This window comes from Mycobacterium sp., from assembly GCF_965277065.1.
In the GTDB taxonomy this organism is placed as follows: Bacteria; Actinomycetota; Actinomycetes; order Mycobacteriales; family Mycobacteriaceae; genus Mycobacterium.
Window position 1 is genome coordinate 670,166 of record NZ_CBDIBT010000018.1, and the last position, 23,222, is coordinate 693,387.

20 protein-coding genes and 1 pseudogene are annotated in these 23,222 nt (G+C 65.9%); 9 read left to right on the forward strand and 12 right to left on the reverse strand.

Features of this window, described 5'->3' with window-relative positions; genetic code table 11:
* Positions 1-906 (forward strand): pseudouridine-5'-phosphate glycosidase, encoded by a 906-nt coding sequence (locus ACQY5A_RS14765; protein WP_428341071.1) that lies wholly within the window; start codon positions 1-3, stop codon positions 904-906.
* On the opposite strand, the gene ACQY5A_RS14770 is transcribed toward ACQY5A_RS14765, so the two are convergent.
* A complete protein-coding gene (locus tag ACQY5A_RS14770) occupies positions 896-2,359 on the reverse strand; it encodes a flavin-containing monooxygenase (RefSeq protein WP_428341072.1) in 1,464 nt (487 codons plus the stop codon). The genes ACQY5A_RS14765 and ACQY5A_RS14770 overlap by 11 nt on opposite strands.
* Positions 2,360-2,398: 39 nt before the next feature.
* Positions 2,399-3,787, reverse strand: a complete 1,389-nt coding sequence (locus ACQY5A_RS14775; RefSeq protein WP_428341073.1) for an HNH endonuclease signature motif containing protein — start codon at positions 3,785-3,787, stop codon at positions 2,399-2,401.
* A 26-nt stretch (positions 3,788-3,813) separates the two neighbouring features.
* Between ACQY5A_RS14775 and ACQY5A_RS14780 the strand changes: the two genes are divergently transcribed.
* Entirely contained in the window at positions 3,814-5,061 is a 1,248-nt protein-coding gene (locus tag ACQY5A_RS14780) for an alpha/beta hydrolase fold domain-containing protein (protein ID WP_428341074.1), read from the forward strand.
* On the opposite strand, the gene cysC is transcribed toward ACQY5A_RS14780, so the two are convergent.
* The 4 genes from cysC to ACQY5A_RS14800 form a co-directional block, all read right to left on the reverse strand.
* Positions 5,058-6,980: an adenylyl-sulfate kinase gene (cysC, locus tag ACQY5A_RS14785; RefSeq protein ID WP_428341075.1), complete on the reverse strand. Its 1,923-nt coding sequence runs from the start codon at positions 6,978-6,980 to the stop codon at positions 5,058-5,060. The two genes, ACQY5A_RS14780 and cysC, sit on opposite strands and share 4 nt — an antisense overlap.
* Positions 6,981-7,017: 37 nt before the next feature.
* Positions 7,018-7,935, reverse strand: coding sequence for a sulfate adenylyltransferase subunit CysD (cysD, locus tag ACQY5A_RS14790; RefSeq protein ID WP_428341076.1), 918 nt, complete (start codon positions 7,933-7,935; stop codon positions 7,018-7,020).
* Entirely contained in the window at positions 7,932-8,735 is an 804-nt protein-coding gene (stf0, locus tag ACQY5A_RS14795) for a trehalose 2-sulfotransferase (protein ID WP_428341077.1), read from the reverse strand. Before stf0 ends, cysD begins: the two co-directional genes overlap by 4 nt.
* Before the next feature lie 86 nt (positions 8,736-8,821).
* On the reverse strand, positions 8,822-10,402 hold the full coding sequence (locus tag ACQY5A_RS14800) for a PucR family transcriptional regulator (RefSeq protein ID WP_428341078.1): 1,581 nt from the start codon (positions 10,400-10,402) through the stop codon (positions 8,822-8,824).
* An 82-nt stretch (positions 10,403-10,484) separates the two neighbouring features.
* Between ACQY5A_RS14800 and pruA the strand changes: the two genes are divergently transcribed.
* Positions 10,485-12,116: an L-glutamate gamma-semialdehyde dehydrogenase gene (gene pruA / locus ACQY5A_RS14805; RefSeq protein WP_428341079.1), complete on the forward strand. Its 1,632-nt coding sequence runs from the start codon at positions 10,485-10,487 to the stop codon at positions 12,114-12,116.
* Positions 12,116-13,078, forward strand: a complete 963-nt coding sequence (locus ACQY5A_RS14810) for a proline dehydrogenase family protein (RefSeq protein ID WP_428341080.1) — start codon at positions 12,116-12,118, stop codon at positions 13,076-13,078. Before pruA ends, ACQY5A_RS14810 begins: the two co-directional genes overlap by 1 nt.
* An 80-nt stretch (positions 13,079-13,158) precedes the next feature.
* Here the strand turns inward: ACQY5A_RS14810 and ACQY5A_RS14815 are convergent, their stop codons facing one another.
* On the reverse strand, positions 13,159-14,043 hold the full coding sequence (locus tag ACQY5A_RS14815; RefSeq protein ID WP_428341081.1) for a universal stress protein: 885 nt from the start codon (positions 14,041-14,043) through the stop codon (positions 13,159-13,161).
* Positions 14,044-14,098: 55 nt separating this feature from the next.
* A pseudogene (locus ACQY5A_RS14820) lies at positions 14,099-14,465 on the reverse strand (TetR/AcrR family transcriptional regulator); the annotation flags it as partial.
* 88 nt (positions 14,466-14,553) lie between these two features.
* Between ACQY5A_RS14820 and ACQY5A_RS14825 the strand changes: the two are divergent.
* The 5 genes from ACQY5A_RS14825 to ACQY5A_RS14845 all read left to right on the forward strand — a co-directional run bounded on the left by ACQY5A_RS14825 (position 14,554) and on the right by ACQY5A_RS14845 (position 19,874).
* Positions 14,554-15,735 carry a zinc-dependent alcohol dehydrogenase gene (locus ACQY5A_RS14825; protein WP_428341082.1) on the forward strand — a complete coding sequence of 394 codons (1,182 nt, stop codon included), beginning with the start codon at positions 14,554-14,556 and terminating at the stop codon, positions 15,733-15,735.
* A 165-nt stretch (positions 15,736-15,900) separates the two neighbouring features.
* The gene (locus ACQY5A_RS14830) at positions 15,901-16,968 is read left to right on the forward strand and encodes a glycosyltransferase family 1 protein (RefSeq protein ID WP_428341083.1); all 1,068 of its coding nucleotides are present in this window, start codon (positions 15,901-15,903) and stop codon (positions 16,966-16,968) included.
* Positions 16,965-18,197: a glycosyltransferase family 4 protein gene (locus ACQY5A_RS14835; protein ID WP_428341084.1), complete on the forward strand. Its 1,233-nt coding sequence runs from the start codon at positions 16,965-16,967 to the stop codon at positions 18,195-18,197. The genes ACQY5A_RS14830 and ACQY5A_RS14835 overlap by 4 nt, the downstream gene beginning before the upstream one ends.
* Positions 18,097-19,050, forward strand: coding sequence for a glycosyltransferase (locus ACQY5A_RS14840; protein ID WP_428341085.1), 954 nt, complete (start codon positions 18,097-18,099; stop codon positions 19,048-19,050). Before ACQY5A_RS14835 ends, ACQY5A_RS14840 begins: the two co-directional genes overlap by 101 nt.
* Positions 19,047-19,874 carry a glycosyltransferase family 2 protein gene (locus ACQY5A_RS14845; RefSeq protein ID WP_428341086.1) on the forward strand — a complete coding sequence of 276 codons (828 nt, stop codon included), beginning with the start codon at positions 19,047-19,049 and terminating at the stop codon, positions 19,872-19,874. The genes ACQY5A_RS14840 and ACQY5A_RS14845 overlap by 4 nt, the downstream gene beginning before the upstream one ends.
* On the opposite strand, the gene ACQY5A_RS14850 is transcribed toward ACQY5A_RS14845, so the two are convergent.
* Genes ACQY5A_RS14850 through ACQY5A_RS14865 form a run of 4 tightly spaced genes read right to left on the reverse strand, consistent with a single transcriptional unit; the run spans position 19,864 to position 23,221 of the window.
* On the reverse strand, positions 19,864-20,475 hold the full coding sequence (locus ACQY5A_RS14850) for a TetR/AcrR family transcriptional regulator (RefSeq protein ID WP_428341087.1): 612 nt from the start codon (positions 20,473-20,475) through the stop codon (positions 19,864-19,866). The genes ACQY5A_RS14845 and ACQY5A_RS14850 overlap by 11 nt on opposite strands.
* A 6-nt stretch (positions 20,476-20,481) precedes the next feature.
* Complete coding sequence (locus tag ACQY5A_RS14855; protein ID WP_428341088.1) at positions 20,482-21,651, reverse strand: lipid-transfer protein; 1,170 nt, start codon at positions 21,649-21,651, stop codon at positions 20,482-20,484.
* A complete protein-coding gene (locus tag ACQY5A_RS14860) occupies positions 21,648-22,112 on the reverse strand; it encodes a MaoC family dehydratase (protein ID WP_428341089.1) in 465 nt (154 codons plus the stop codon). The genes ACQY5A_RS14855 and ACQY5A_RS14860 overlap by 4 nt, the downstream gene beginning before the upstream one ends.
* Positions 22,109-23,221 carry an acyl-CoA dehydrogenase family protein gene (locus ACQY5A_RS14865; protein WP_428341090.1) on the reverse strand — a complete coding sequence of 371 codons (1,113 nt, stop codon included), beginning with the start codon at positions 23,219-23,221 and terminating at the stop codon, positions 22,109-22,111. The genes ACQY5A_RS14860 and ACQY5A_RS14865 overlap by 4 nt, the downstream gene beginning before the upstream one ends.
* Position 23,222 lies beyond the last annotated feature (1 nt).

Consider the following 23,222-nt stretch of genomic DNA (forward strand, 5'->3'; position numbering starts at 1 on the left):
GTGCACGTGCATCCCGAGGTCGCTGACGCACTGGCCGCCGGTCGGCCGGTCGTCGCCCTGGAAAGCACCATCATCAGCCACGGTCTGCCGCGGCCGGACAACCTACGCGTCGCGCGCGAGATCGAGGCGGCCGTGCGCGCCGGCGGGGCGGTGCCCGCGACGATCGCCATCATCGCGGGCGAGCCACACATCGGGCTCGACGACGAGGCGCTGCGGCACATCGCGAAAAGCGACACCGTGGTGAAGGCGAGCGTTCGCGATGTGGCGATGGTCGCGGCCCGCGGCGGCGACGGCGCGACGACGGTGGCTTCGACCGCGCATTTGGCTGCGGCGGTGGGCATTTCGGTGTTCGCTACCGGTGGGCTGGGCGGTGTTCATCGCGACGCGCGCGACAGCTGGGACGAGTCCGCGGATCTGATGACGCTATCGCGGACCGGCGTGCTGGTGGTCTGCGCCGGGGTGAAGTCGATCCTCGATGTCGGGGCCACCCTGGAACGGTTGGAGTCGCTCAACGTCGGGGTGATCGGATACCGGACCGATCGCTTTCCCGGTTTCTATCTTGCCGACTCCGGTCACCCGGTGGGCTGGCGGGTGGAGACGCCGCAGCAGGTCGCCGAGGTGCTGCGGGCTCGTCGCCGGTTGGGCACCGACAGCTACGGCCTGGTGTTGGCCAACCCGATCGCGCCGGCCGACGAGATGGACCGCGCGCTGCACGACCGGGTGCTGGCCGACGCGCATGCCGCTGCCCGGGCCCAAGGCGTGCGAGGCAAGGACGTCACACCGTTTCTGCTCGACTTTTTCCATCGGGAGACGCACGGTGTGTCGCTGGCGGCCAACATCGCGCTGGTGTTGTCCAACGCTCGGTTGGCGGCACAGATCGCGGCCGCAGTGCCGGCTATCGGGTGAGGATGCAGTCGTCGTCGTGCGGCTGAGTGAGCATGCGGGTCAGGCGTTTTCGGTCGAACGGCCACAGGTCGATGTGGTTGTCGTCGGAGAAATACCAGGAGTTGCAGCCGGTGTTCCACACCGTCGGAACCATTCCGTCGGCGATGTCCTCGGCGAAGCGGTCGGCCGCCTCGTCGGTGACCTCGACGGCGGTGATCTCGCCGTCGCGAAACCGGTTCAGCCACATGGTGATATAGCGCGCCGTCAACTCGGCGACGTGCTGCAGCGAGATGGATCCGGTGGGCGAGTTGGGGCCCAGCACCATGAACAGGTTTGGGAATCCGGGGATCGCCGTCATACCCCAGGCCCGTGGGCCTTTGGCCCAGGCGTCGTCGATCGACAGGCCGCCGCGGCCGCGCAGTGCCATCGGCCGCATGTAGTTGTGCGCTTCGAATCCGGTGGCGAGCACGATCGCGTCGAGGTTATGGTGCACGCCGTCGGCGGTGCGCACGCCCGTCTTGGTGATCTCGGTGATCGGCTCGCTGACGAAGCTGGCGTTGGGCTTGGCGATTCGCCGGTAGTAGTCGCCGGAGAGCACCTGACGCTTGCAGAACGGCTGGTAGTCGGGAGTGAGCTTGGCGCGAAGTTCCTTGTCCCGCACCAGCGCTCGTAGGCACATCGACCCGTAGCGCTGGGCCGCCCGGCGTCGCCAGGTGGGCCGGATGACCAGGTCGACAAGGTAGTCGGAGCCGATGAATTGTGAGAGCCGGACCGTCTTGTCCTGCCTGGGCAACCTGCGCAGTATCCGGCTGACGATGCGTGGCTGCGGCATCCGCATCGGCATCCACATCACCCACTGTGGTGTGCGGGCGAAATGGGTGATGTGCGCCGCCTCGGGCTGCAGTGCTGAAAATACTTGCACCCCAGTCGAACCGGCTCCGATGACGGCGACTCGTTTGCTGCGCGTATCGATGTCGGTCCAGCGCGCGGTGTGCACCACCGGACCGGAGAAGGAGTCGAGCCCGGGAATGTCCGGAATGGACGGGTGATGCAGGACTCCGGTCGCGGCGATGACGAAGTCCGCCTCGATCTGCTCGCCGTCCGCGGTCCGCACCCGCCATTGGTTGTCGGCGAAGACCGCTTCGGTGACTTCGCGGCCGAGCCGCAGATGCGAGCTCAGCCGCAGCTCGTCGATCAGGTCGCGGTGGTAGCGCTGAATCTCGTCGCCGGTCGCCCACACGTGGGTCCAGTCCGGCTTGGGCGCGAACGCGAATTGGTAGCCGTACGACGGCACGTCGCACCGCAGGCCCGGGTAGCGGTTCCAGTGCCAGACGCCGCCGACGTCAGAACCCTTCTCCAGGATGGTGAAGTCGGTGAAGCCGGCCTGCTTCAGTACGTGAGCCGCGGCGATCCCGGACATGCCCGCGCCGACGATGACGATCCGCGGATCCCGCCGCTGGGTGGTGCCGGTCATGGGGGAACGGTATGCCCGCCGAAAGTGCGTCGGCAAGGGCTATGGCCCGTCGTCGTCGTCGTCCTGTAGGAGTTTTTCGGGGTGGTGGTAGGTGTTGACCCGCGACTGTCCGTGGTCGAGGTGTGGTGGGGGGATCCATTCGGTGTCGCCGCGGCTGTTTTTGCGGGTGGTCCAGCCTTGTTCGGTGAGGTCGTGGTTGGGGTGGCAGGTGAGGGTGAGTTGGTTGATGTCGGTGACCGGGTTGGTCCGGTAGGGGTCGCAGTGGTGGACCTCGCACAGGTAAGCCGGGATGGTGCAGCCGGGGAAGGTGCAGCCACGGTCTTTGGCGTAGAGGACTATTCGCTGGGCTGGTGAGGCCAGGCGTTTGGTGTGATACAGCGCCAAAGCTTTGCCGTGGTCGAAGATCGCCAGATAGTGATGGGCGTGCGAGCCGAGCCGGATGACATCGGACATCGGCAACAGCGTGCCGCCGCCGGTCAGCCCACGCCCGGCGCCGGCCTCCAACTCCTGCAGGGTGGTGGTGACGATGAGGGAGGCGGGTAGCCCATTGTGTTGGCCGAGCCCACCGGAGGCCAGCAGCGCGCGGGCGGCGGCCAGCAGGGCGTCGTGGTTGCGCTGGGCGTGGCTGCGGGTGTCGCCCTGGATGGCGGCCTGTGACGGTGTCCCGCTGATGCAGGGTTCGTGATCGTCGGGGTTGCACATGCCGGGGGCGGCGAGTTTGGCGAAGACGGCGTCGATGGTCGCGCGGGCCTCGGGAGTCAGCCATCCGCTGATCGGGGACATGCCGTCGATGTCTTGGGTGCCGATGGTCAGGCCGCGGCGTTTGGCGCGGTCCACATCGGTGAAGTCGCCGTCGGGGTTGAGGCAGTCCATGAGCTTGTCGGCCAGTTTGGCCAATTCGTCGGGGCGATGCTCCAAACTCAGCCGCGCCAACTGCGCCTCAGCTTTGCTCCGGGTCTCGACGTCGACGAAATCGGGCAGCCGATGGAAGAAACTGCGGATCACCGCGACGTGACCGGCACCGAGCTCGCCGTTGCGTTGCGCGGCGGCGGTGGCCTCCAGCACCGGCGGCAGGGGTTCGCCGTTGAGCGCCCGCCGCTCACCGAGATCGGCGGCTTCGTGGATGCGGCGGGAGGCTTCGGCGCGGCTGATCCGCAACCGGTCAGCCAACGCCGCCGCCAGCTTGCCACCCAACTCCATCGCGCTGGCCTGCTCGGCGAGCTGGTTGAGCAGCACGTGTTCGACGGCGGGCTGCTGACGGCGAAAGCCCTCGAACCTTTCCAACACGGCCAGCCGTTCCGGCGTGGTGAGCACGTCGAACGTCAGGTCCAGGGCGCGCTTGTAGTCAGCTTCGAGCGCGTCGAGGACCTCGACGATCCGTTCTCGACTACGAAACCGAAGTGACGCAAGTGGTTTCAGTGACAGCACGTTTACTTGATCACCCCTGTGGTTAAGTGGGGGCCGTGAAGAAACTGTCAGCCGTGCTCGCGTCTTTGGCCGGCCTCGCGATCACCGCCGACGGCTATCAGCCGCTGAGCAAGCGCGGCTTCCTGTCGGTGTATGCCTTCAGCTTCGGGGTTTTCGCCTCCGAGCTGCCCCTGCAGTTGATCGCCGGGCAGATCGCATTGCTGGCTGCGGTGACGCGCAGGCTCTCGCCGGGGATGCGTCGATTTAGCTGGCTGGTCTCGGCGCTGTCGTGGTTGGGGCTGTTCGGCTTGAACCGCATCGGCCACCAGGCCAATCAGCCACTCGGCGCGGCGCTCGACGCCGGGCTGGGTCCCGATCGCCGGACTGAGTCGGGTGATCTGTGGAAGCGGCCGGAAGGTGGGGGCACGGCCAAGTCGCCGGGCCTGGTCCGGATGGCGCGCATCTACGGGAACTACGCGCACGACACCGACATCAGCTACGGCGAACACGGCTCGCGGAATCATCTCGACATCTGGCGACGGCCCGACCTCGACCGCGGCGGGAAAGCGCCGGTGCTGCTGCAGGTTCCGGGCGGCGCCTGGATGGTGGGAAGCAAACGGCAACAGGCGTATCCGTTGATGAGTCATCTGGCCGAGTTGGGCTGGGTCTGTGTGGCGATCAACTATCGGCTCAGTCCGCGGTCCACCTGGCCGGACCACATCGTCGACGTCAAGCGCGCGCTGGCGTGGACCAGGGAACACATCGCCGAATACGGCGGCGACCCCGACTGGGTGGCGATCACCGGCGGTTCGGCCGGTGGCCACCTGAGCGCGCTGGCCGCGCTTACCGCAAACGACCCGCAGTTCCAGCCGGGCTTCGAAGACGCCGACACGAGTGTGCGCGCCGCGGTTCCGTTCTACGGTCTCTACGACTTCAACCAGGAAAGTGCGGTCCATCCAATGATGGCGCCCATGCTGGGCAAGTACGTGTTCAAGCTAGGGCGACGCGATGTGCCGGACGCATTCCGCAACGCGTCGCCGATCAGCTACGTATCACCGGACGCGCCACCGTTTTTCGTATTGCACGGTCGCAACGACTCGCTGATTCCCGTCCAGCAGGGCCGCGCGTTCAGCAAGCGTCTTCGCGAAGTCAGCCGTGAGCCGGTCGTCTACGCCGAACTGCCATTCGCGCAGCACGCCTTCGATATCTTCGGCTCGGTGCGGGCCGGTCATGCCGCCGTGGCCGTCGAACAGTTCCTCGCCGAGATCTACACCAAGACCAGGGTTTCGGTTTAGCTCGAGGGTCGGGGACTGCGCTCGTCCAGCAGGGCGATGACCTTCGCGGCGAGGTCGTCGATGTCGGCGCCGGCGGTGTCCAGCACCAGGTCGGCATTATCGGGCGGCTCGTAGGGCGCGTCGACACCCGTCAGACCCTTCAGCTCGCCGTTGCGCGCGCGCTTGTAAAGACCTTTGGGATCCCGCTTTTCGCACTCTTCCAACGATGTGGCGACGTGCACTTCGATGAATGGCAACTTGGCGGCATCGCTGAGGGCGCGCGCTGTTTCGCGGTCCGACTTCAGCGGCGAGACCAGCGAAGCCAGCGCCACCACCCCCGCATCGGCCAGCAATCGCGTCAAATGGCCGACCCGCCTGATGTTTTCGGTACGGTCGCCGGGGGAGAAACCCAGATCGTCGGACAGGCCATGCCGCAAATTGTCGCCGTCGAGCAGGTAAGCGACCCGGCCGGATTCGACCAGCGCCCGCTCGACGGCCACGGCAACCGTCGACTTGCCGGAAGCGGGCAGGCCCGTGAACCAGATCGTCGCACCGGCCTGGCCGGTGGACTGCTGCCGATGATTGCGTTCCAACGCCGAAGGGTGCCAACGGATGTCGGTGCGCGGATGGGTACCCGGCTTGACCTCGCGTGCCTCGATGATGGTACCGGCACCGATGGTGTCGTTGGTGACTTCGTCGATCAGGATGAACGCGCCGGTGTCGCGGTTGTCGGAGTAGCTGTCGGCGATGACGAGCGAACTGGTTCGCAGCGTCACAGTGCCGATGTCGTTGAGCTCCAACTCGACGGGATTGTCGACTTCGTCGAGCGTCTCGGGATCCAGCCGTGAGTGCAATTCCTGAACCGTGGCCCGGACGGTGGTGGCGGTCTGCTTGAGGGCAAGTCGGTCGCCGGCTCGTAGCGGAGAGTCGACGAACCAGCACACGTTCGCATCGAGTTCGCGGGCAAGCACCGGAAGCACTGCGTCGTCGGCTCCGCTGACCAGCACGTCGCCGCGGCCGACGTCGATGTCATCGGCGAGCTCCACCGAAACCGACAGCGGTGCAACACCTGTCGAGCGTTCGTCGTCAAGGGTGTCCAGAGTCGTCACCGTCGACTCGGTGCCGGCGGGCAGCGAGATGATCGGGTCGCCGACGCTGAGCGTGCCGGCGGCGAGCCGTCCGGTGTAGCGGCGGCGCTGGTCATCGGTCGGGCGGGAGACCCACTGGATCGGCAACCGTAGCCGACTCGGTTCGGCATGCGGCGCGGCGAGTTCGACGTCTTCCAGGTAGTCGAGCAGCGCCGGGCCGTCAAACCACGGGGTGTTATCGGAGCGGTGCACCACATTGTCGCCGAGCTTGGCGGCGATTGGGATCACCGTGATGTCCAGGCCGCCGAGACGCGTGCTCAGCTGCTGCAGCTCGGATTCGACTTCGGCGAACCGGGCCTGGTCAAAGTCGACCAGGTCGATCTTGTTCACCGTCGCGACAAAGTGTTTGATGCCCAACAGTTTTGCTATCCGGGCGTGCCTGCGGGTCTGGCGCAGAACACCGGCGCGCGCGTCGACCAGGAGAATCGCGACGTGGGCGTTCGAGGCCCCGGTGAACATGTTACGGGTGTAGCGCTCATGGCCAGGCGTGTCGGCCAGAATGTAACTGCGGGTAGCAGTGGAGAAGAACCGGTAGGCGACGTCGATGGTGATGCCCTGTTCGCGTTCGGCGCGAAGGCCATCCGACAGCGCGGCGAGGTCGGCGATACCTTCTTCGTCCGTGACGGCTTCCAGGTGGTCCAGCGGCAGGCTGTCGGTGTCGTGCAGAAGCCGCCCGATCAGGGTGCTCTTGCCGTCGTCGACCGAACCCGCGGTGGTGATCCGCAACAGTTGTCGCGTAACGCCATCGTGCGGATGGAATTTCGCGTGCTCGGTGTGCTCGCTGACGCTCATCAGCTCAGGCCCCTTCGTTCTTCTTCGCTGACGCTCATCAGAAGTAGCCCTCTCGCTTGCGGTCTTCCATCGCTGCGACCGAGGTGCGGTCGTCGGCTCGGGTCTCTCCGCGCTCGGACACTGTGGCCGCGGAGATCTCTCCGATGACGCCCGCAATATCGGTGGCCCTGGACCGAACCGCGCCGGTGATGGTCAGATCGCCCACCGTGCGGTAGCGCACCCACTCGACATCAGAGGACTCGTCGTTGTGCGGTTCGGTGTACTCCGAGACCGCCAACAGAATGCCGTCGCGCTCGAATACCTCGCGTTCGTGGGCGTAGTAAATCGACGGTATCTCAAGGTCTTCCAGCTCGAGGTAACGCCAGATGTCAATCTCGGTCCAGTTGCTCAGCGGGAACACCCGGACCTGCTCGCCCTTCTTGATACGGCCGTTGTAGAGCGACCACGGCTCCGGGCGCTGAGCGCGCGGATCCCACTGGCCGAACTCGTCGCGGAAGCTCAGGATCCGTTCTTTGGCGCGAGCCCGCTCCTCGTCGCGGCGGGCACCGCCGAACGCGGCGTCGAACTCGCCGGCCTCCAGAGCATCGAGCAGCGTGCGGGTCTGGGCGCGGTTGCGCGACGCGTGGCGGCCGGGGTCGGGGACCCGGCCCTTGTCGATGGACTCCTGCACGGAGGCGACGATCAGCTTGTGGCCCTCGCCTTCGACGCGCCGGTCGCGGAATTCGATCACCTCGGGAAAGTTGTGACCGGTGTCGACGTGCATCACCGGGAAGGGCAGAGGCAGTGGCCGAAATGCTTTCTCCGCCAGCCGAAGTAGTACGATCGAGTCCTTGCCGGCCGAGAACAGCAGGACCGGGCGCTCCAGCTCGGCGACCACTTCGCGGATGATGTGCACCGCTTCGGCCTCCAGTAGTCGCAGCTCATCGACGCGCTTAGCTTCCACAGGGGCGGTCATAACGGCAGGCCCTCTCTTTCGGCGTCTTCGCGGTAGCGGTCTACCCATTCGTCGGAGCGTTTATCCGCTTGGCGTTCCAGCACCGGCTCCGGGGCGAGCCCTCGGTTGAGTCCCAGCGACTCGAGGATGTCACCGACGACCTGAGTCAGGTTGCGCCACAACAACGGATAGGGAATTTCCAACGGCGTGACGGCCTCTTCGGCGAACCAGTTTCGCCAGCCCTCTTCCTGGTTGCGCAGCATGGTGATGACGTGCGCGATGGCGCGGGCGTGATAGGTCGCGCGCTCGTCGCGAATCGGGTCGGGCCGGCCGCGCCAGACTCGGGTCTGCACCGCCCGCCAGAACGACACCGCCTGCGACATCACGTCCGGCCGGTAGACATAGACGAGCAGTGGGTCCTGCCCAACGACATCGCGGATCGCGGACAGTAGCCCGTCACCGGATCGATCGGGCAGTCCGTTGGCGCGGTCCAGCAGCAGCGGCGTCTGGTTCCACATCAGCTTGCCGCCCCACACGCCGTTCGGCGTCCGGCCGACCGTGCGGATGTAGTCGCGCCAGATCTCGGGCGGGGCGAGGTCGGGCTTGCCGGTATCCAGCGGATCGAGCAGGCTCAGAATTGAATCGTCATCGATGCCGGCGAACCATTCGCGTGGCTGCGGGGACTGACTGGTGGACGGCAGGTACTGGAAAAACTCCTGCGGCTCGCCGGCCACACCGGTCGCCCGCAGCGACTCGACGAGAAGGGTGCTGCCACTTCGCTGAGAGGCCAACACCAGATATGCCGACGGGCGATCTGTCACCTGCGCAGCTTAGCTGACGGAAAATTGTTGCCACTCTTCCAATTACCGTCACGGTGAACATAACTGTTGCGCGGGGTCGCACCCACTTACAACATCCGTTCGGTGGCCCGCAGTCCCAGCGAAAGTAGTAGCCGCACATCAGGATCAGCCAACGATGTAGTGAGCATCGTCTCGATTCTGCGGACGCGGTAGCGCACGGTGTTGGGGTGCACATGCAGGTGCGACGCCGCGGCTGCGACGTCGCCGAATTCGTCCAGATACACCCGAAGCGTCTGGGCAAGTGCCGGGTCGCGGGACTGTAGCTCGCGCACCCGCGGGTCCACCAGTCGCTCGTCGGCGCCGACCATCGTGACGATCTCGTCGAGCAGCACCGTGGTCCGCGCCTCGGCCAGCGATGTCACCGCTGCGAAGGAATCCGGATGCCGCTCAACGCTATCCAGCACACGATCGACCTCCGTCCGGGCCGAAGCCAGGCTGGCCAGCCCGGGTAGCGGCGCGGCGACCACCGCTCGCAGTTGCAGACCCAGTTCGGTGCGTAAGCTGCCGATCGTGCCGCGAATCCAGGACTGCAGCGACGACCGCTTAGAAGTCTGGGGGAACAACACATACACCCGTGATCCGCGCGATCCCACCTGCGCATCGGACCGAAAAGCGTTGGCGCTCAGTGCCAAGACGTCGGTTAGCCGCTCATGGCTGCCCGAGTCGTCGAAGGCAACCAGTGCGGCTTGACCGTCGGCGACCACACCCAACTCCCGTGCGATCGCGTCGATGTCGATGGGCCCACTGTCGGTCAGGCCGAGCAACTGTTGCGCGTGCAGCGCATGGGTCGACGGCCTGGCCGTCAGCCGGGACATGATCCGGGCGGCCAGCACCGCGGCACCGCGCAGTACCTCCTCGGCGTCGTCTGCCAACGCCCGGGAGCCCTGCTGCACCCAGATGGTGCCGGCGAAACCCGGTGCACGACGGGCGGACTGGTGAATGCCGACAGCCAGTCGGGGTCGCAGTCCCAATTCCGGTCGCTCGGCGACGCGGACCACGTCGCCGCCGGAGCGCAGCGCGTCGAAGATGCCCCACTGGCCGATCCATGTCAGATGCTCGGGCGGCCCGGCGCGACCCAGGATCGACAGTCGCCGCAACTCGTCGGCCTCGTCGTTGGACGCCGAATAGGCCAGCACATGCGACTGCTCGTCTTCGACACTGACCATGCCGTGAATACGGTCGGCCAGCGACTGCGCGAGGCCGAACAAGTCGGTGCCGGAGTCGTGCGGGGCGGTGCCGTGGTGCTCCAGGACGTGATCGACCAGCCGGTACAGCCGCTCCCAACGAGCCCGCGGATCCACCGCCACCAGTGCGGCCCCTGCGGCGACCGCCTTGGCGACCAGAGCATCGGAGGGCTCTTTGGCGAAAACGGCTACCGGTGGCTGCCCGGCCGGACCGGTGGCACCTCTGTCCAGCCAGTGCTGGGCCTCGGCGTCGGAGACGCCGACCAGAAAGAACACGTCGGCGGAGTCGGCGCCCCGGTCCATCCCGAGCCGGACATCGTCAGAATCGATCAGCGACGCCGACGCGACGGTCAGGTCTAGGCCGCGAGGCGCGTCGACCAACCTCGCCATCGTCGTGTCCAGGGCCAACAGCAGCTGGCCGAGACTCACGGCATCGATGCGCATGTTGTCCGATTCTACTAGCTAACCAGCTGAACCTTGTCCCATCGGCCAACAAAACCTGATCCCCGCACTGAGATGCTTAGTCATGGACGCGATTACCGATGTTCCACTGCCCGTCAACGAACCCATCCACGACTACGCGCCGCACTCGCCGGAACGGGCCCGGTTGCAGACCGCGCTCACCGATCTTGCCGACCACCCGGTCGACCTGCCGCACGTCATCGGTGGCACCCACCGAATGGGCGACGGTCAGCAGATCGACATCGCGGCGCCGCATCGGCACTCCTTAAAACTGGGCACCCTGACCAACGCCTTGCACCGTGACGCCGCGGCAGCCGTCCAGGCCGCGTCTTTGGCCCGAACAGATTGGGCGGCAACGCCGTTCGACGAGCGTGCGGCGATCTTCTTGCGCGCCGCTGAACTGTTGGCCGGCCCGTGGCGGGAAAAGATCGCCGCGGCGACGATGCTGGGGCAATCCAAAACCGCATATCAGTCCGAGATCGACGCGTCCTGCGAGACGGCGGACTTCTGGCGATTCAACGTCGACTTCGCCCGTCAGATCCTGGCCCAGCAGCCACAGAGCACCCGCGGCGAATGGAATCGCACCGACTACCGCCCGTTGGACGGATTCGTCTATGCAATAACGCCTTTCAACTTCACCTCGATTGCGGCGAACCTGCCCACCGCGCCGGCGTTGATGGGAAACACGGTGGTGTGGAAGCCATCGGTGACGCAGACTTTATCGGCCTACCTGACTATGCAACTGCTGGAGGCGGCCGGGCTGCCGCCCGGCGTGGTGAACATGGTGACCGGCGACGGCTATGCGGTATCGGAAGTGGCGCTGGCTGATCCGCGGCTGGCCGGTATCCACTTCACCGGATCGACGGCGACCTTTCAGCACCTCTGGCAACAGGTTGGCGCGAACATCCAGCGCTACCAAAGCTATCCGCGACTGGTGGGCGAGACGGGTGGCAAAGACTTTGTGCTGGCTCATCGCTCCGCTCGGCCGGATGTGCTGCGCACCGCACTGATTCGCGGTGCGTTCGACTACCAGGGCCAGAAGTGCTCGGCGGCGTCACGGGCATTCGTCGGGCACTCGGTGTGGCGGCAGATGGGCGACGACTTCTTAGCCGCCACCGCGGAGCTGCCGTTCGGCGACATCGCCGACCTAAAAAATTTCGGCGGAGCGCTGATCGATGAACGGGCATACGCGAAGAACGTCGCTGCCATCGAGCGCGCGAAAAGCGCGCCCGGGGTCACCATCGCCGTCGGCGGCGAATACGACGACAGCGAAGGGTATTTCGTCCGCCCGACGGTGCTGCTATCCGACGACCCGACGGACGAGGCATTCTCCACCGAGTACTTCGGTCCGCTGCTGTCGGTCTACGTCTACCCCGACGACGATTTCGACCGGGTTCTCGACCTCATCGACAGCGGATCTCGCTACGCGCTGACCGGTGCGGTGATCGCCGATGATCGCGACGCCGTGCTCGCCGCGCAAAACCGGCTACGGTTCGCCGCGGGCAACTTCTACGTCAACGACAAGCCGACCGGGGCGGTGGTGGGCCGCCAGCCGTTCGGCGGTTCGCGCGGATCGGGCACCAATGACAAAGCCGGATCGGCGTTGAACCTGTTGCGCTGGACGTCCGCTCGCTCGATCAAGGAGACGTTCGTCCCAGCCACCGATCACCGTTACCCGCACATGGCGGCCGACTAGTGGCCGGCTTGTTCTCCAAGACGCTGCGCCCGGCGATATTAGCCGCCAGCCGCTCACACGGCCTGCAGCACACCGCGGAACGGTTCACGGTCACCCGCAAGGTGGTCGATCGATTCGTTCCGGGCGAGACACTGGACCGGGTGCTGGACAGCACTGCGGCACTGCGAGATTCAGGCCGCCTGGTCAGCATCGACTATCTGGGCGAGCAGGTCACCGACGCCGCCGGCGCGGATGCCACCGTGATTTCCTACCTCGACCTGCTCGACGCGCTGGGCCGACGGCTGGATGCCACCCGTGACGGCGTGCGACCGCTGGAGGTGTCGCTGAAGCTGTCCGCGTTGGGGCAGGCGCTGAATCGCGACGGCGAGAAGGTTGCGTTGGCGCACGCCCACCGCATCTGTGAGCGGGCCGAGCGGATCGGCGCGTGGGTGACGCTGGATGCCGAGGACCACACTACGACCGATTCGACGCTGTCGATTGCGGCCGATCTGCGCACCGACTTCCCGTGGCTGGGCGTGGTGTTGCAGGCCTATCTTCGGCGCACGCTGGGCGACTGCGAGCAGTTCGCCGCGTCGGGGGCCAGGGTGCGGCTGTGCAAGGGCGCCTACGACGAACCGGCGTCGGTGGCCCATCGGGATGCTGCGGCGGTCACCGCCGCCTATTTGCGCTGCCTTCGGGTGTTGATGGCCGGGCCCGGGTATCCGATGGTGGCCTCGCATGATCCGGCGGTCATCGACGCGGTGGCCACGATGGCACGCGAAACGGGCCGAACCACCGATGATTTCGAATACCAGATGCTGTACGGCGTGCGCGACCCTGAGCAGCGACGCCTCGCGTCGGCAGGCAACCGGGTCCGCGTTTACGTGCCGTTTGGCACCCAGTGGTACGGCTACTTCATGCGGCGGCTGGCCGAGCGGCCGGCCAACCTGACGTTCTTCATGCGGGCGCTGGCGGGATCCTGACGGTCGCAAACTCGGCGAAGCCGGGCGCAGCGGGCCGTCACTGCAGTGGCGGTCACTGACCGCGGCGTGACCGGGGGCGCTTACGACGGACGCGCCACGATCACCGGCCTGTGGACGGCTTGAACGACTGCGTTGCTCACCGAACCCAACAGCATGCCGGCGAAGGCACCACTTCCGTGACCCCCGACGACGACAAGCTGGGCGGATTCCGATGCATCGACGAGCGCATGCGCTGCTCGACCAGACACGAGTTGCTCGTGCGCAGACACGTCGGGATAGCGTTCTCGCCAACCCGCCAGAGCCTTCGTCAGAAGGTACCCTTCTTTGGCCGTTGTCGGAGACCAGTCGTAACCAGGAATTGCGTTCATATCGACGTCATTCCACGCGTGCAGCGCTATCAAGTCGACATTTCGAAGGGACGCTTCCTCGAACGCGAATGCGGTAGCGAGGTCTGAGGTTGAGCCGTCGATTCCGACGAGTACGGGAGCCTGTGCGGGATACGGCATCTGCGGATCCGCATCGCGGATCAGCGCGACGGGACAATGTGCATGCCGAATCAGTCCGGAACTGACTGAGCCGAGAATACTGCGGGACAGTGCCCCGCGCCCACGAGAGCCGACGACTATCAGCTCGGCGTCTTTGGATTGGTCGACGAGCATCGGGACGGTGGCCGAAGACAGCAATTCGCCATTGATGTGTATCTGCGCCGTGTCGCCAATCGCGTCACGGGCGATCGTCGACGCATGTGCGAGCAGGCTGCGGCCCTCGTCTTGTCGCTCTCCCGGCGATTCTTCGAGGACGGGAGCCTGCGACCATGTCGCGGCGGCGGGACTCTCGACGTGCACAATGGTGAGCGGTAAGCCGCGGATCGCCGCATCGTGCGCGGCCCAATTGACCGCGGCATCTGATTCCGGCGATCCGTCGATGCCGACGATGATTCCGTAACGCTTGGTTGTCGAGACCATTTTGATCTCCTTCCGTCGAGAAGAACGCTAATGCAGCGTCGACGTTCGCCCGGCGTCAGCGGGCGTCGGCTGTGCGTCGTGACACTGAACGATCGTTGGCGAACTTCTGAACGATGTGCGCACGTACGAAATCGGCAACGACGTCTGGGTCTTCCATGTCGAGCATCGACGACGGTGTGCTGGACAGCGAGAGCCAGGATTCGGGCGAACCACTCGCCCGCTGACGTGACGTCGAGGTCTCTGCGGACCTCGCCGGTCAACTTGGGCGCCGCGAGATGCGGCGTCTGGACGTCGACACATTCGCGGCGCAGGACGGCGACGTCCTAGGTGAGCAACAGGCTGATCGCGTCTCGGTGACGGTCGCAAGCGCGGCGAAGCCGGGCGCAGCGGGCCGTCACTGCGATTCCGGCCGGTCGCAAGCGCGGCGAAGCCGGGCGCGGCGGGCCGTCACTGCGACACCGGCCACTGACCTCGGCGTTTCGGCAGCGCTCAGACGGGTACCGCCTGTAGATGAAAGCCGTCACCTGGCATGGCAAACGCGACGTTCGCGTCGAGTCGGTGCCCGAGCCCAAGATCGAAGAACCCACCGACGCCATCATCGAGGTGACATCCACCAACATCTGCGGCTCCGATCTCCATCTCTACGAAGTTCTCGGTGCGTTCATGCAACCCGGTGACATCCTCGGCCACGAGCCGATGGGCATCGTGCGTGATGTTGGCGACGAAACAGGCGACCTTCGGGTCGGTGACCGCGTGGTCATCCCGTTCCAGATTTCCTGCGGCAGCTGCCATATGTGCGACAAGCAGCTCTACACCCAGTGCGAGACGACGCAGGTGCGCGACCAGAGTATGGGGGCCGCCTTGTTCGGATACTCCGAACTCTACGGGGCGGTCCCCGGCGGCCAGGCCGAGTTGTTGCGCGTGCCGCAGGCGCAGTTCACCCACATCAAAGTGCCTGAGGGGCCACCGGATTCGCGGTTCGTCTACCTGTCCGACGTGTTACCGACGGCCTGGCAGGCGGTCGCATACGCGGACATCCCCGATGGCGGAACGGTCGCCGTGCTCGGCTTGGGCCCGATCGGGGACATGGCCGCGCGGATTGCCCACCATCTCGGCTACCGGGTGATCGCCATCGATCTGGTTCCCGAGCGACTCGCCCGCGCCGAGGCTCGCGGCATCCAGACCATCGACTTACGCAAGGCCGGCTCGGGTCTCGTCGAGGCAATCCACGACCTGACCGACGGCCGTGGCGCGGAGTCGGTGATCGACGCGGTGGGTATGGAGGCGCACGGCTCACCGGTCGCCAAATTCGCCCAGACGGCGACCGGGCTGTTGCCGGACGCGATTGGCAAACGGCTCATGCAGACCGCCGGTGTGGACCGGCTCAGCGCGCTCTACTCCGCCATCGACATCGTCAAGCGCGGCGGCACGATCTCGCTGATCGGCGTCTACGGCGGGATGGCCGATCCGCTGCCGATGCTCACGCTGTTCGACAAACAGGTGACGCTGCGGATGGGACAGGCCAACGTCAAACGCTGGGCGGACGACATCATGCCGCTGCTGACCGACGACGACCCACTCGGCGTCGACACGTTCGCGACCCATGTGCTGCCGCTCGATGACGCCCCGCACGCGTACGAGATTTTTCAGAAGAAGCAGGACGGCGCGGTCAAAGTCATCTTGCAGCCGTAGTTGGCGCCACCGGTGCTCGCGCTTGTTTGATGGATCGGGCAGCGGGTATTAACTCCCTACCGCATTCTTCGACCCGTAGGAATGTTTCTGCGGATGGGTGTTGACACACCGCGACGAGTGCGTTCGCTCAGCCGCTAATACATCCTGCTCCTCGAAGGGGACATAGTGCTGCGCGTTGCCTCCGTTCCGGCGTCGCACGTCTACGTGCGTCATCTAGCCGCCGTGGGAAAGTCTGAATGTGTTGTGCGACTGGATGATCCAATTCCCCCCGACGGGCGGATCGTGCCGGGCGGTTGGTGGCCGCCACTTATGCTCCACCCTGGTTGGGTAGGCGTCAACCACGATCGATTCGACGTCTTTCACGTGCACTTCGGCTTCGACGCGATTGAACCCGAATGCCTGTTGAGTGTCATCGAGGATCTGGCGGCACACGACAAGCCACTGGTGTACACGGTGCACGATCTGCGGAACCCGCATCACGGCGACCCGCGAGCACACGCTGACCAGCAGGATGTGCTCGTCTCGGCCGCATCAAAGTTGATCACCCTGACACCCGGTGCCGCCGAAGCGGTGCGAAACCGCTGGGGCCGACAGTGTCACGTGGTGCCACATCCACATGTTCTGTGCCGCAAACGAATTGAAGAGCCACGCGAGGCCGGCGACAGGTTTGTGGTGGGCTTGCACACCAAAAGCTTGCGCGCCAACATGGACCCGTTTCCGATCGTGGAGGCACTCGTTGACATCCTTTCGGTCCTGCCGCACGCGGTATTGCAGATCGACGTTCACGACGAGATCTTCGACTCGACCAATCACTGGTTCGCGCCGGAGGCCGGGGCCGCGCTGCTGTCCTACGACCGGTACGAACACGTCGATGTGCTGATACATCCGTACTTCTCCGACGGTGAACTGTGGCAATACCTGTCGTCGCTGGCGGTGTCGGTACTGCCGTATCGGTTCGGCAGCCATTCGGGTTGGCTGGAGGCGTGCTTCGACCTCGGTACCGCGGTGATCGCTCCCAGTTGCGGTTTCTACGGGCAGCAACGTCCCTGCGGCGTATTCGAATTCGACGAGGACCGCTTCGATGCCGATTCATTGGAGCGCGCAGTGATCGACGCATACTGCGCATGGGAAGCCGGACGTCCCGCTCCACGGGCGACCTGGCCGGCCCGGCGCGCCGAACGCTCTGGCATCGCCGAATTCCATCGGGAAACCTATCGGGGCTTGCTGAGATGAAATCGGCTCTTCGTATTGCGTTGATCGCCTCCAGTCGTTTTCCCATCAGTCAGCCCTTCGCCGGTGGGCTGGAAGCCCATGTGTGGCACTTGGCCCGCGCGCTCGCCGGACTCGGGCACGCGGTTTCGGTGTTCGCGGCGCCGGGATCCGACAAGGATCTGGAATGCCAAACGCTGGTCGTTCGTCCGCTGGACATGTCAGCCGCCGCGCGCAGCGATGCGTCGATGCCCGCTGCGACGTTCATGGCAGATCACCATGCCTACCTGACGTTGATGCTGCAGCTTTCCGGCAGTGCCGGAGATGATTTCGACATTGTCCACAATCACAGCCTGCACTATCTGCCGGTGGCGATGGCGTCGCTGCTTTCCGTCCCGATGTTGACTACCGTTCATACGCCGCCGACTCCGTGGCTGGAGTCCGCGATCGACGCCTCGGTGGGACTCAAGACCCGTTTCGCCGCGGTTTCTTGCCACACGGCTGCCGAGTGGTTCGCAACGCTGGGCCCGATCACAGTGGTGCCCAATGGGATCGACAGCAGCCGATGGCCTTTGGGTCCCGGTGGCGGGCCGCTGGTCTGGTTCGGCAGAATGACCGCCGAGAAGGCGCCCCACCTTGCGATCGCGGCGGCGCGGCAGGCCGGCAGGTCTCTCGTACTGGCCGGCCCGATCTCGGATCCGACGTATTTCGCCGCAGAAGTCGCGCCGCACATCGGCGGTGAGGTTCGCTACGTCGGTCATCTCGACCAGGACCAGCTGGCCCGGCTGGTCGGCCAGTCCGCGGCGGCGTTGGTGACCCCGATGTGGGACGAGCCGTACGGTCTGGTTCTCGCCGAGGCGATGTGTTGTGGCACTCCTGTCGTCGCGTTCAACCGCGGCGGTATCCCCGAATTCGTTGCGCCCCAAGCAGGTCGGCTCGTCGCCCCGGGGGATACCGCCGCCATGGCGCAGGCGGTCGAACAAGCGGTGCAACTGCCGAGGAAGCACGTGCGCGAGCACGCGCTTCGCCATTGCTCCTCGGAGGCGATGGTGCGGACTTACCTCGACCTGTATCGGGAGATGATCGATGCCAAGTTCAAGCATGATCGGCTACTACATTCACCATCACGGTTTCGGCCACCTGGCGCGGGCCATGAGCATTGCGGCGCAACTGAGCCGACCGGTCACCGCGTTGACCTCCCTGCCCGTTCCCGCTCCGCACCCGTTCGCCGCGATCGTGAAGCTACCGCGTGACGACGAAGGCGAGCGGCCTAGCGGGATGACTGCGAACGGCGCGCTGCACTGGGCTCCTCACCACGACAAAGGTTTTCATGCGCGGATGGACGCGATAGCACGCTGGGTCGGGCAAGCGCTGCCGAGTGCCGTCGTGACGGACGTGTCGGTCGAGGTCGCGACGTTCGTGCGCCTGCTCGGCGTACCCGTGATTGTCGTGGCGCTACCTGGCAGGCGAGACGACGCGCCACATCTGCTGGCACACCGACTTGCCGATCACATTGTGGCGGCCTGGCCGCAGGAACTCGGGGTTCCGGCCTGGCTGCGCCCTTACGCCGACAAGACGAGTTATGTCGGCGGCATCAGCCGGTTTGACGGGCGTCGCCCCACGTCTTCTGACGGTGTTCCGGACCAACTGCGAATCCTTGTGCTCGGAGGTGCCAGTGGCGCTTTCGACGTCGCACTCGACGGCTGCGCGCGGGCCTGCCCGGGAACGACGTGGACGGCACTCGGCGGCGGCGACGGTAGCTGGGTACCCGACCCGTGGCCACAGATCTGCGCCGCTGACATCGTCGTCACTCACGCCGGCCAAGGCGCAGTCGCCGACGTCGCAGCGTCTCGACGACCCGCCGTCGTCATACCCCAACCGCGTCCATACGACGAACAGGAAGCCACCGCGGCGGTTCTGCGCCGCTACCGGTTGGCCACCGTCGTGAGGGACTGGCCCGTCATGCAGGCATGGCCCGGACTGCTCGCCCGGACGTTGACCGGCGATCCGCAGTGGAGTCGATGGCGGGTGGATGGCGCCGCGGCGCGCGCGGCGACGGCGATCGAGGCGACGGCGCGTCGCTGTGCACCGGCGGTTGCCCGTTGAGGACCGCGGTCATCACGATCGTGCGGGGCAGAAGTTCGCATCTGCGCCGGCAACTGCACGGTTTGGCGCGAAGCACCCGACCGGCTGATGCACACATCGTGGTCGCGCTCGGCGATCCGCAGGCCGGCGACATCATCGCCGAAGAAGGCTCGTGCGCTTCGGTTCTCGACCTGGACGTCGGCGAGCCCCTGCCACTTGCGTGTGCCCGTAATCGCGGTGCAGCCGCCGCGCTACGAGAGTCCGCGGAGTTGTTGATCTTTCTCGACGTAGACTGCATCCCTGGCGCGGAATTGATCAGTCGCTACCACAGCGCTGCGGCCCATCCGCAGCACGCGCATGCTTTGTTGTGTGGCCCGGTCACCTATCTTGCGCCACCTGGCCGTGGGGGCTATCCGATCGGTGGGTTGGAAGCGCTGGCCGATCCGCATCCCGCGCGCCCGGCACCGCGGGAGGGCGATGTCCTGGCGACAACGGATTACACCCTGTTCTGGTCACTTTCGTTTGCGATCACCGCCGCAACGTGGACCGAAATCGGCGGATTCTGCGAGCAGTATCGCGGCTACGGCGGCGAAGACACCGACTTCGCGCAGTGCGCCGCGGCGCGGCAGGTGCCGATGCGCTGGGTCGGCGGGGCGCACGCATTCCACCAGTTCCATCCCACATCCGACCCGCCGGTTGAGCATCTCGACGACATCATGCGTAACGCCGGAATCTTTTACGACCGCTGGGGCTGGTGGCCGATGTCCGGTTGGCTTGCGGCTTTCGAACACACGAACCTGATCACACGCAACTCCGACGGACGTCCCTGCCGCGTCATTGGATGAGCGCTCGCCGTGGCCTGGTCCGGTCGTTGGCGAAACCCTGCACGACGTGTGCGCGCACGAAATCCGCCACCACGTCCGGGTCTTCCATGTCGAGGGCGGACGACGGTGTGCTGAACAGCGAGAACAGGATTCGCGCGAACCATTCGCCGCCGGCTCGCACGTCGAGGTCTTTGCGCACCTCGCCGGTGAGTTTGGCGGCGGCCAGGTGCGGCGCCAGGAAGTCGACGCACTCGCGGAGCAACACCGCGGCGTCCTTGGTCAACAACAGGCTGACCGCTTCTTCGTCGAAGTACTTCTCCGAGGCGATGGCTCGCCTTACCTGCGTGACGAATACGGCTGCGCGGGCCAGCTTGTCCTCCAAGGATCCGCCGCGATCCATCGCGGTGGACATCTGCCGATAGAACTGCTCGGAGGTGTGCTCGGCGCACGCCTCGACGATCGCGGCCTTATCGCGGAAGTACTCATAGACCGTGCTGCGGGATACCCTTGCGGCCCTGGCGATGTCGACGATTGTCACCTTCTGCAGCCCCTGCTTGCGGAAGCAGGCGTAGGCGGACTCGACGATGAGTTCACGGGTGTCCGTCGCAGTGGCGTGGGTCATGGTGTGTCAGCCCGAAGCGAGGATCAGCCCGCTGGTCGGCACCCCGGTACCGGAGGTGACGAGGACATGCTCGACATTGTCGACCTGGTTGTGCGACGTTCCGCGAATCTGGCGGACGCCCTCGGTGATCCCGTTCATCCCGTGGATGTATGCCTCGCCGAGCAGACCGCCGTTGGTGTTGATCGGCAACTCGCCACCCAGTGACAGTCGTTCCACCGTCGCGAAGTCCTTGGCCTCCCCGCGTCCACAGAATCCGAGTTCCTCGAATTGGGTGAACACGAACGGGGTGAAATGGTCGTAGATGAAGGCGGTTTGGATGTCGCTCGGCTTGAGGCCCGAATCGCCCCACAGCTTGTTGGCGACCACACCCATCTCGGGCAGCCCGGTGATGTCGTCGCGGTAGTAGCTGGTCATCATCTCGCCGTTGTAGGCTGCGCCCTGGGCGGCCGCGGAGATGACGGCCGGGCGCCGGCGCAGGTCGCGGGCGCGCTCGGCGCTGGTGACCACCATCGCGACACCGCCGTCGCTCTCCTGGCAGCAATCCAGCAGTCGCAGAACAGGTTCGATGATCCACCGGGAATTCTGATGGTCTTCCAGCGTGATCGGGCGCTGGTAGAACCACGCATCGGGGTTCTTGGCGGCATGGGCCCGGTCGACGACGGCGATCCGGCCGAAGTCGGAATTGGTGACGCCGTAGGTCGACATGTAGCGCTGCGCGTGCAGCGCGACCCACGCTGCGGGAGTGAGCAATCCGAACGGGGCGTAGTGCGCCATGAACAACGGGGTCTCGGCGCTGGTGCGGCCACTGCCGCCGAAGCGCATCCCGGAACGTTCGTTGAAGGCGCGGTAGCAGACCACGACGTCGGCGACACCCGCCGCGACGGCCATCGCTGCGTGCGCGACGGTTCCGGCGGCCGCACCGCCACCGTGCGGGACGCGGGAGAAGAACGTCAGATCGCCGATTCCGACGTTACGGGCGACCTCGATCTCGTCGCTGGAATCCATGGTGAACGTGACCATGCCGTCGACCTCACCGGGCGACAGACCGGCGTCGTCGAGCGCGGCGCTGACCGATTCGCACGCCAATTGCAGTTCGCTGCGCCCGGATTGCTTCGAGAACTCGGTCTGACCGATGCCGGCGATGGCCGTGGTGCCGGCCAGCTTCGAGACCGTCATGCGCCGGCGCCGTCGAGCAGGCTCACGACCGCGGTCCCGGAGACATGGTTGCCGAGACTGTTGGCGGCCTGGAAGGTGACCTCGATCAAACCTTCGTGGTCTCGGCCCTGCCCCCTTTCGCTCTTGCCGGTGACACTGCCGGTGAATCGCAGCGGGTCATCTGGAAACGATGGCACGCCAAGCCGAATCGCCAACTTGGTGATCATTGCCTCGGGGCCGGCCCAGTCGGTCAGGAACCGCACGCAATACCCGTTCGACGTCAGAATGTTCATGAACAGGTTGGGCGAACCCTGCTTTTTGGCGTAGGCCGCGTCATGGTGCACGGGCATGAAGTCGCGGGACGCGATCGCGCCGGCGACGATCATCGTGGTGGTTACCGGGATCTCCAGCGGCGTCACCGCGTCACCGACCTCGATGTCGGCCCACTGCAGGGTTGAGGTGCGGGATGCGGCGGTCGTCATAGCCGTCCTTCCGGGTATGTGCTGCCGAGGTGAACCAGTTGCCGGCTGGCTGACCCCAAGGTGAGCTCGTTGTGCTTGGCCCACAGGAAGTATCGATGTAGGGGATAGGTGGTGTCGATACCGATCCCGCCGTGCACGTGCTGAGCGGTGGCCGCGATTCGGGCTCCGGCCTCGGCGGCCCAGAACTTCGCGATCCGTGCCGCCCGGTCCGCCGGCCGGCCTTCTGCGATCAGCCACGCCGCATGCCAGGTGGTCCAGCGAATCGCCTCCAAGTCGATGAACCCGTCCGCCATCCGCTGCTGAACCGCCTGGAAGCTGCCGATCGGCCGACCGAATTGCTCTCGGCCCGTAGTGTATTCGGCGGCCATCCGCAGTGCGCGATCCGCGACACCGACCTGGACCGCGCACAACCCGACCAGGGCACGGGTGTACAACGACTCGACCAGCCGGTCGCCGTCGAGCTTGTCCGCATCGGAAACACTGGCGCCGTCGAGGAATACGTCGGCGTGCGGCTCGCGGTTGGTGGTCGTCACCGGCCGGATGTCGACGCCTGTGGCGTCCGCCGGCAGCAGGAACAGGCCCGTCTCACCGTCCTCAATCGTCGCGGGGATCAGCAGGGTATCGGCGAGCTGGCCGAACGAGACCAGCTCTTTGACGCCGTCCAGTCGCCAGGTCGCGCCGTCGCGATGGGCGGTGGTGGCCGGTGTGGTCGGATCGGAGCGGCCAGGCTCGTGCAGACCCGCGGACAGGATGCGGCTTCCCTCGATGACGCCGGGCAGGAAGCGTTGCTGTTGCTCGGGACTGCCGTGTCGGGCGATCGGGTCCGCGCTCAGCAGCAGCGTCGCATAGGCGGGCACTGGTGCGACGGCCGAGCCGACTTCGGCCAGCAGCACGCCGAGCTCGACGAAGCCGCCACCGTTGCCGCCCAACGACTCTGGCAGCGCGGTACCCAACAGGTCGAGTCCGGCGAGCTCCTTCCACAGCGCGGCGTCGTAGCGGAGCTCACCGGCTTCGAGTTCTGTCAGCCGCTCAGGGGTGGCGCGCCGTTCCAGCAGATCGCGGGCCACCTTGCGGACGGTCTCCTGTTCTTCGGTGAACGTGAAGTCCATG

Coding starts and splice junctions, on each gene's coding strand:
- ACQY5A_RS14855 (WP_428341088.1), bottom strand. CDS start 21,651: ATGACGGTCTCGAAGCTGGCCGGCACCACGGCCATCGCCGGCATCGGT.
- ACQY5A_RS14770 (WP_428341072.1), bottom strand. CDS start 2,359: ATGACCGGCACCACCCAGCGGCGGGATCCGCGGATCGTCATCGTCGGC.
- ACQY5A_RS14860 (WP_428341089.1), bottom strand. CDS start 22,112: ATGACGACCGCCGCATCCCGCACCTCAACCCTGCAGTGGGCCGACATC.
- cysC (WP_428341075.1), bottom strand. CDS start 6,980: ATGAGCGTCAGCGAGCACACCGAGCACGCGAAATTCCATCCGCACGAT.
- ACQY5A_RS14815 (WP_428341081.1), bottom strand. CDS start 14,043: ATGGTCTCGACAACCAAGCGTTACGGAATCATCGTCGGCATCGACGGA.
- ACQY5A_RS14800 (WP_428341078.1), bottom strand. CDS start 10,402: ATGCGCATCGATGCCGTGAGTCTCGGCCAGCTGCTGTTGGCCCTGGAC.
- ACQY5A_RS14840 (WP_428341085.1), top strand. CDS start 18,097: ATGAGCATTGCGGCGCAACTGAGCCGACCGGTCACCGCGTTGACCTCC.
- ACQY5A_RS14865 (WP_428341090.1), bottom strand. CDS start 23,221: ATGGACTTCACGTTCACCGAAGAACAGGAGACCGTCCGCAAGGTGGCC.
- pruA (WP_428341079.1), top strand. CDS start 10,485: ATGGACGCGATTACCGATGTTCCACTGCCCGTCAACGAACCCATCCAC.
- ACQY5A_RS14825 (WP_428341082.1), top strand. CDS start 14,554: ATGAAAGCCGTCACCTGGCATGGCAAACGCGACGTTCGCGTCGAGTCG.
- ACQY5A_RS14850 (WP_428341087.1), bottom strand. CDS start 20,475: ATGACCCACGCCACTGCGACGGACACCCGTGAACTCATCGTCGAGTCC.
- cysD (WP_428341076.1), bottom strand. CDS start 7,935: ATGACCGCCCCTGTGGAAGCTAAGCGCGTCGATGAGCTGCGACTACTG.
- ACQY5A_RS14835 (WP_428341084.1), top strand. CDS start 16,965: ATGAAATCGGCTCTTCGTATTGCGTTGATCGCCTCCAGTCGTTTTCCC.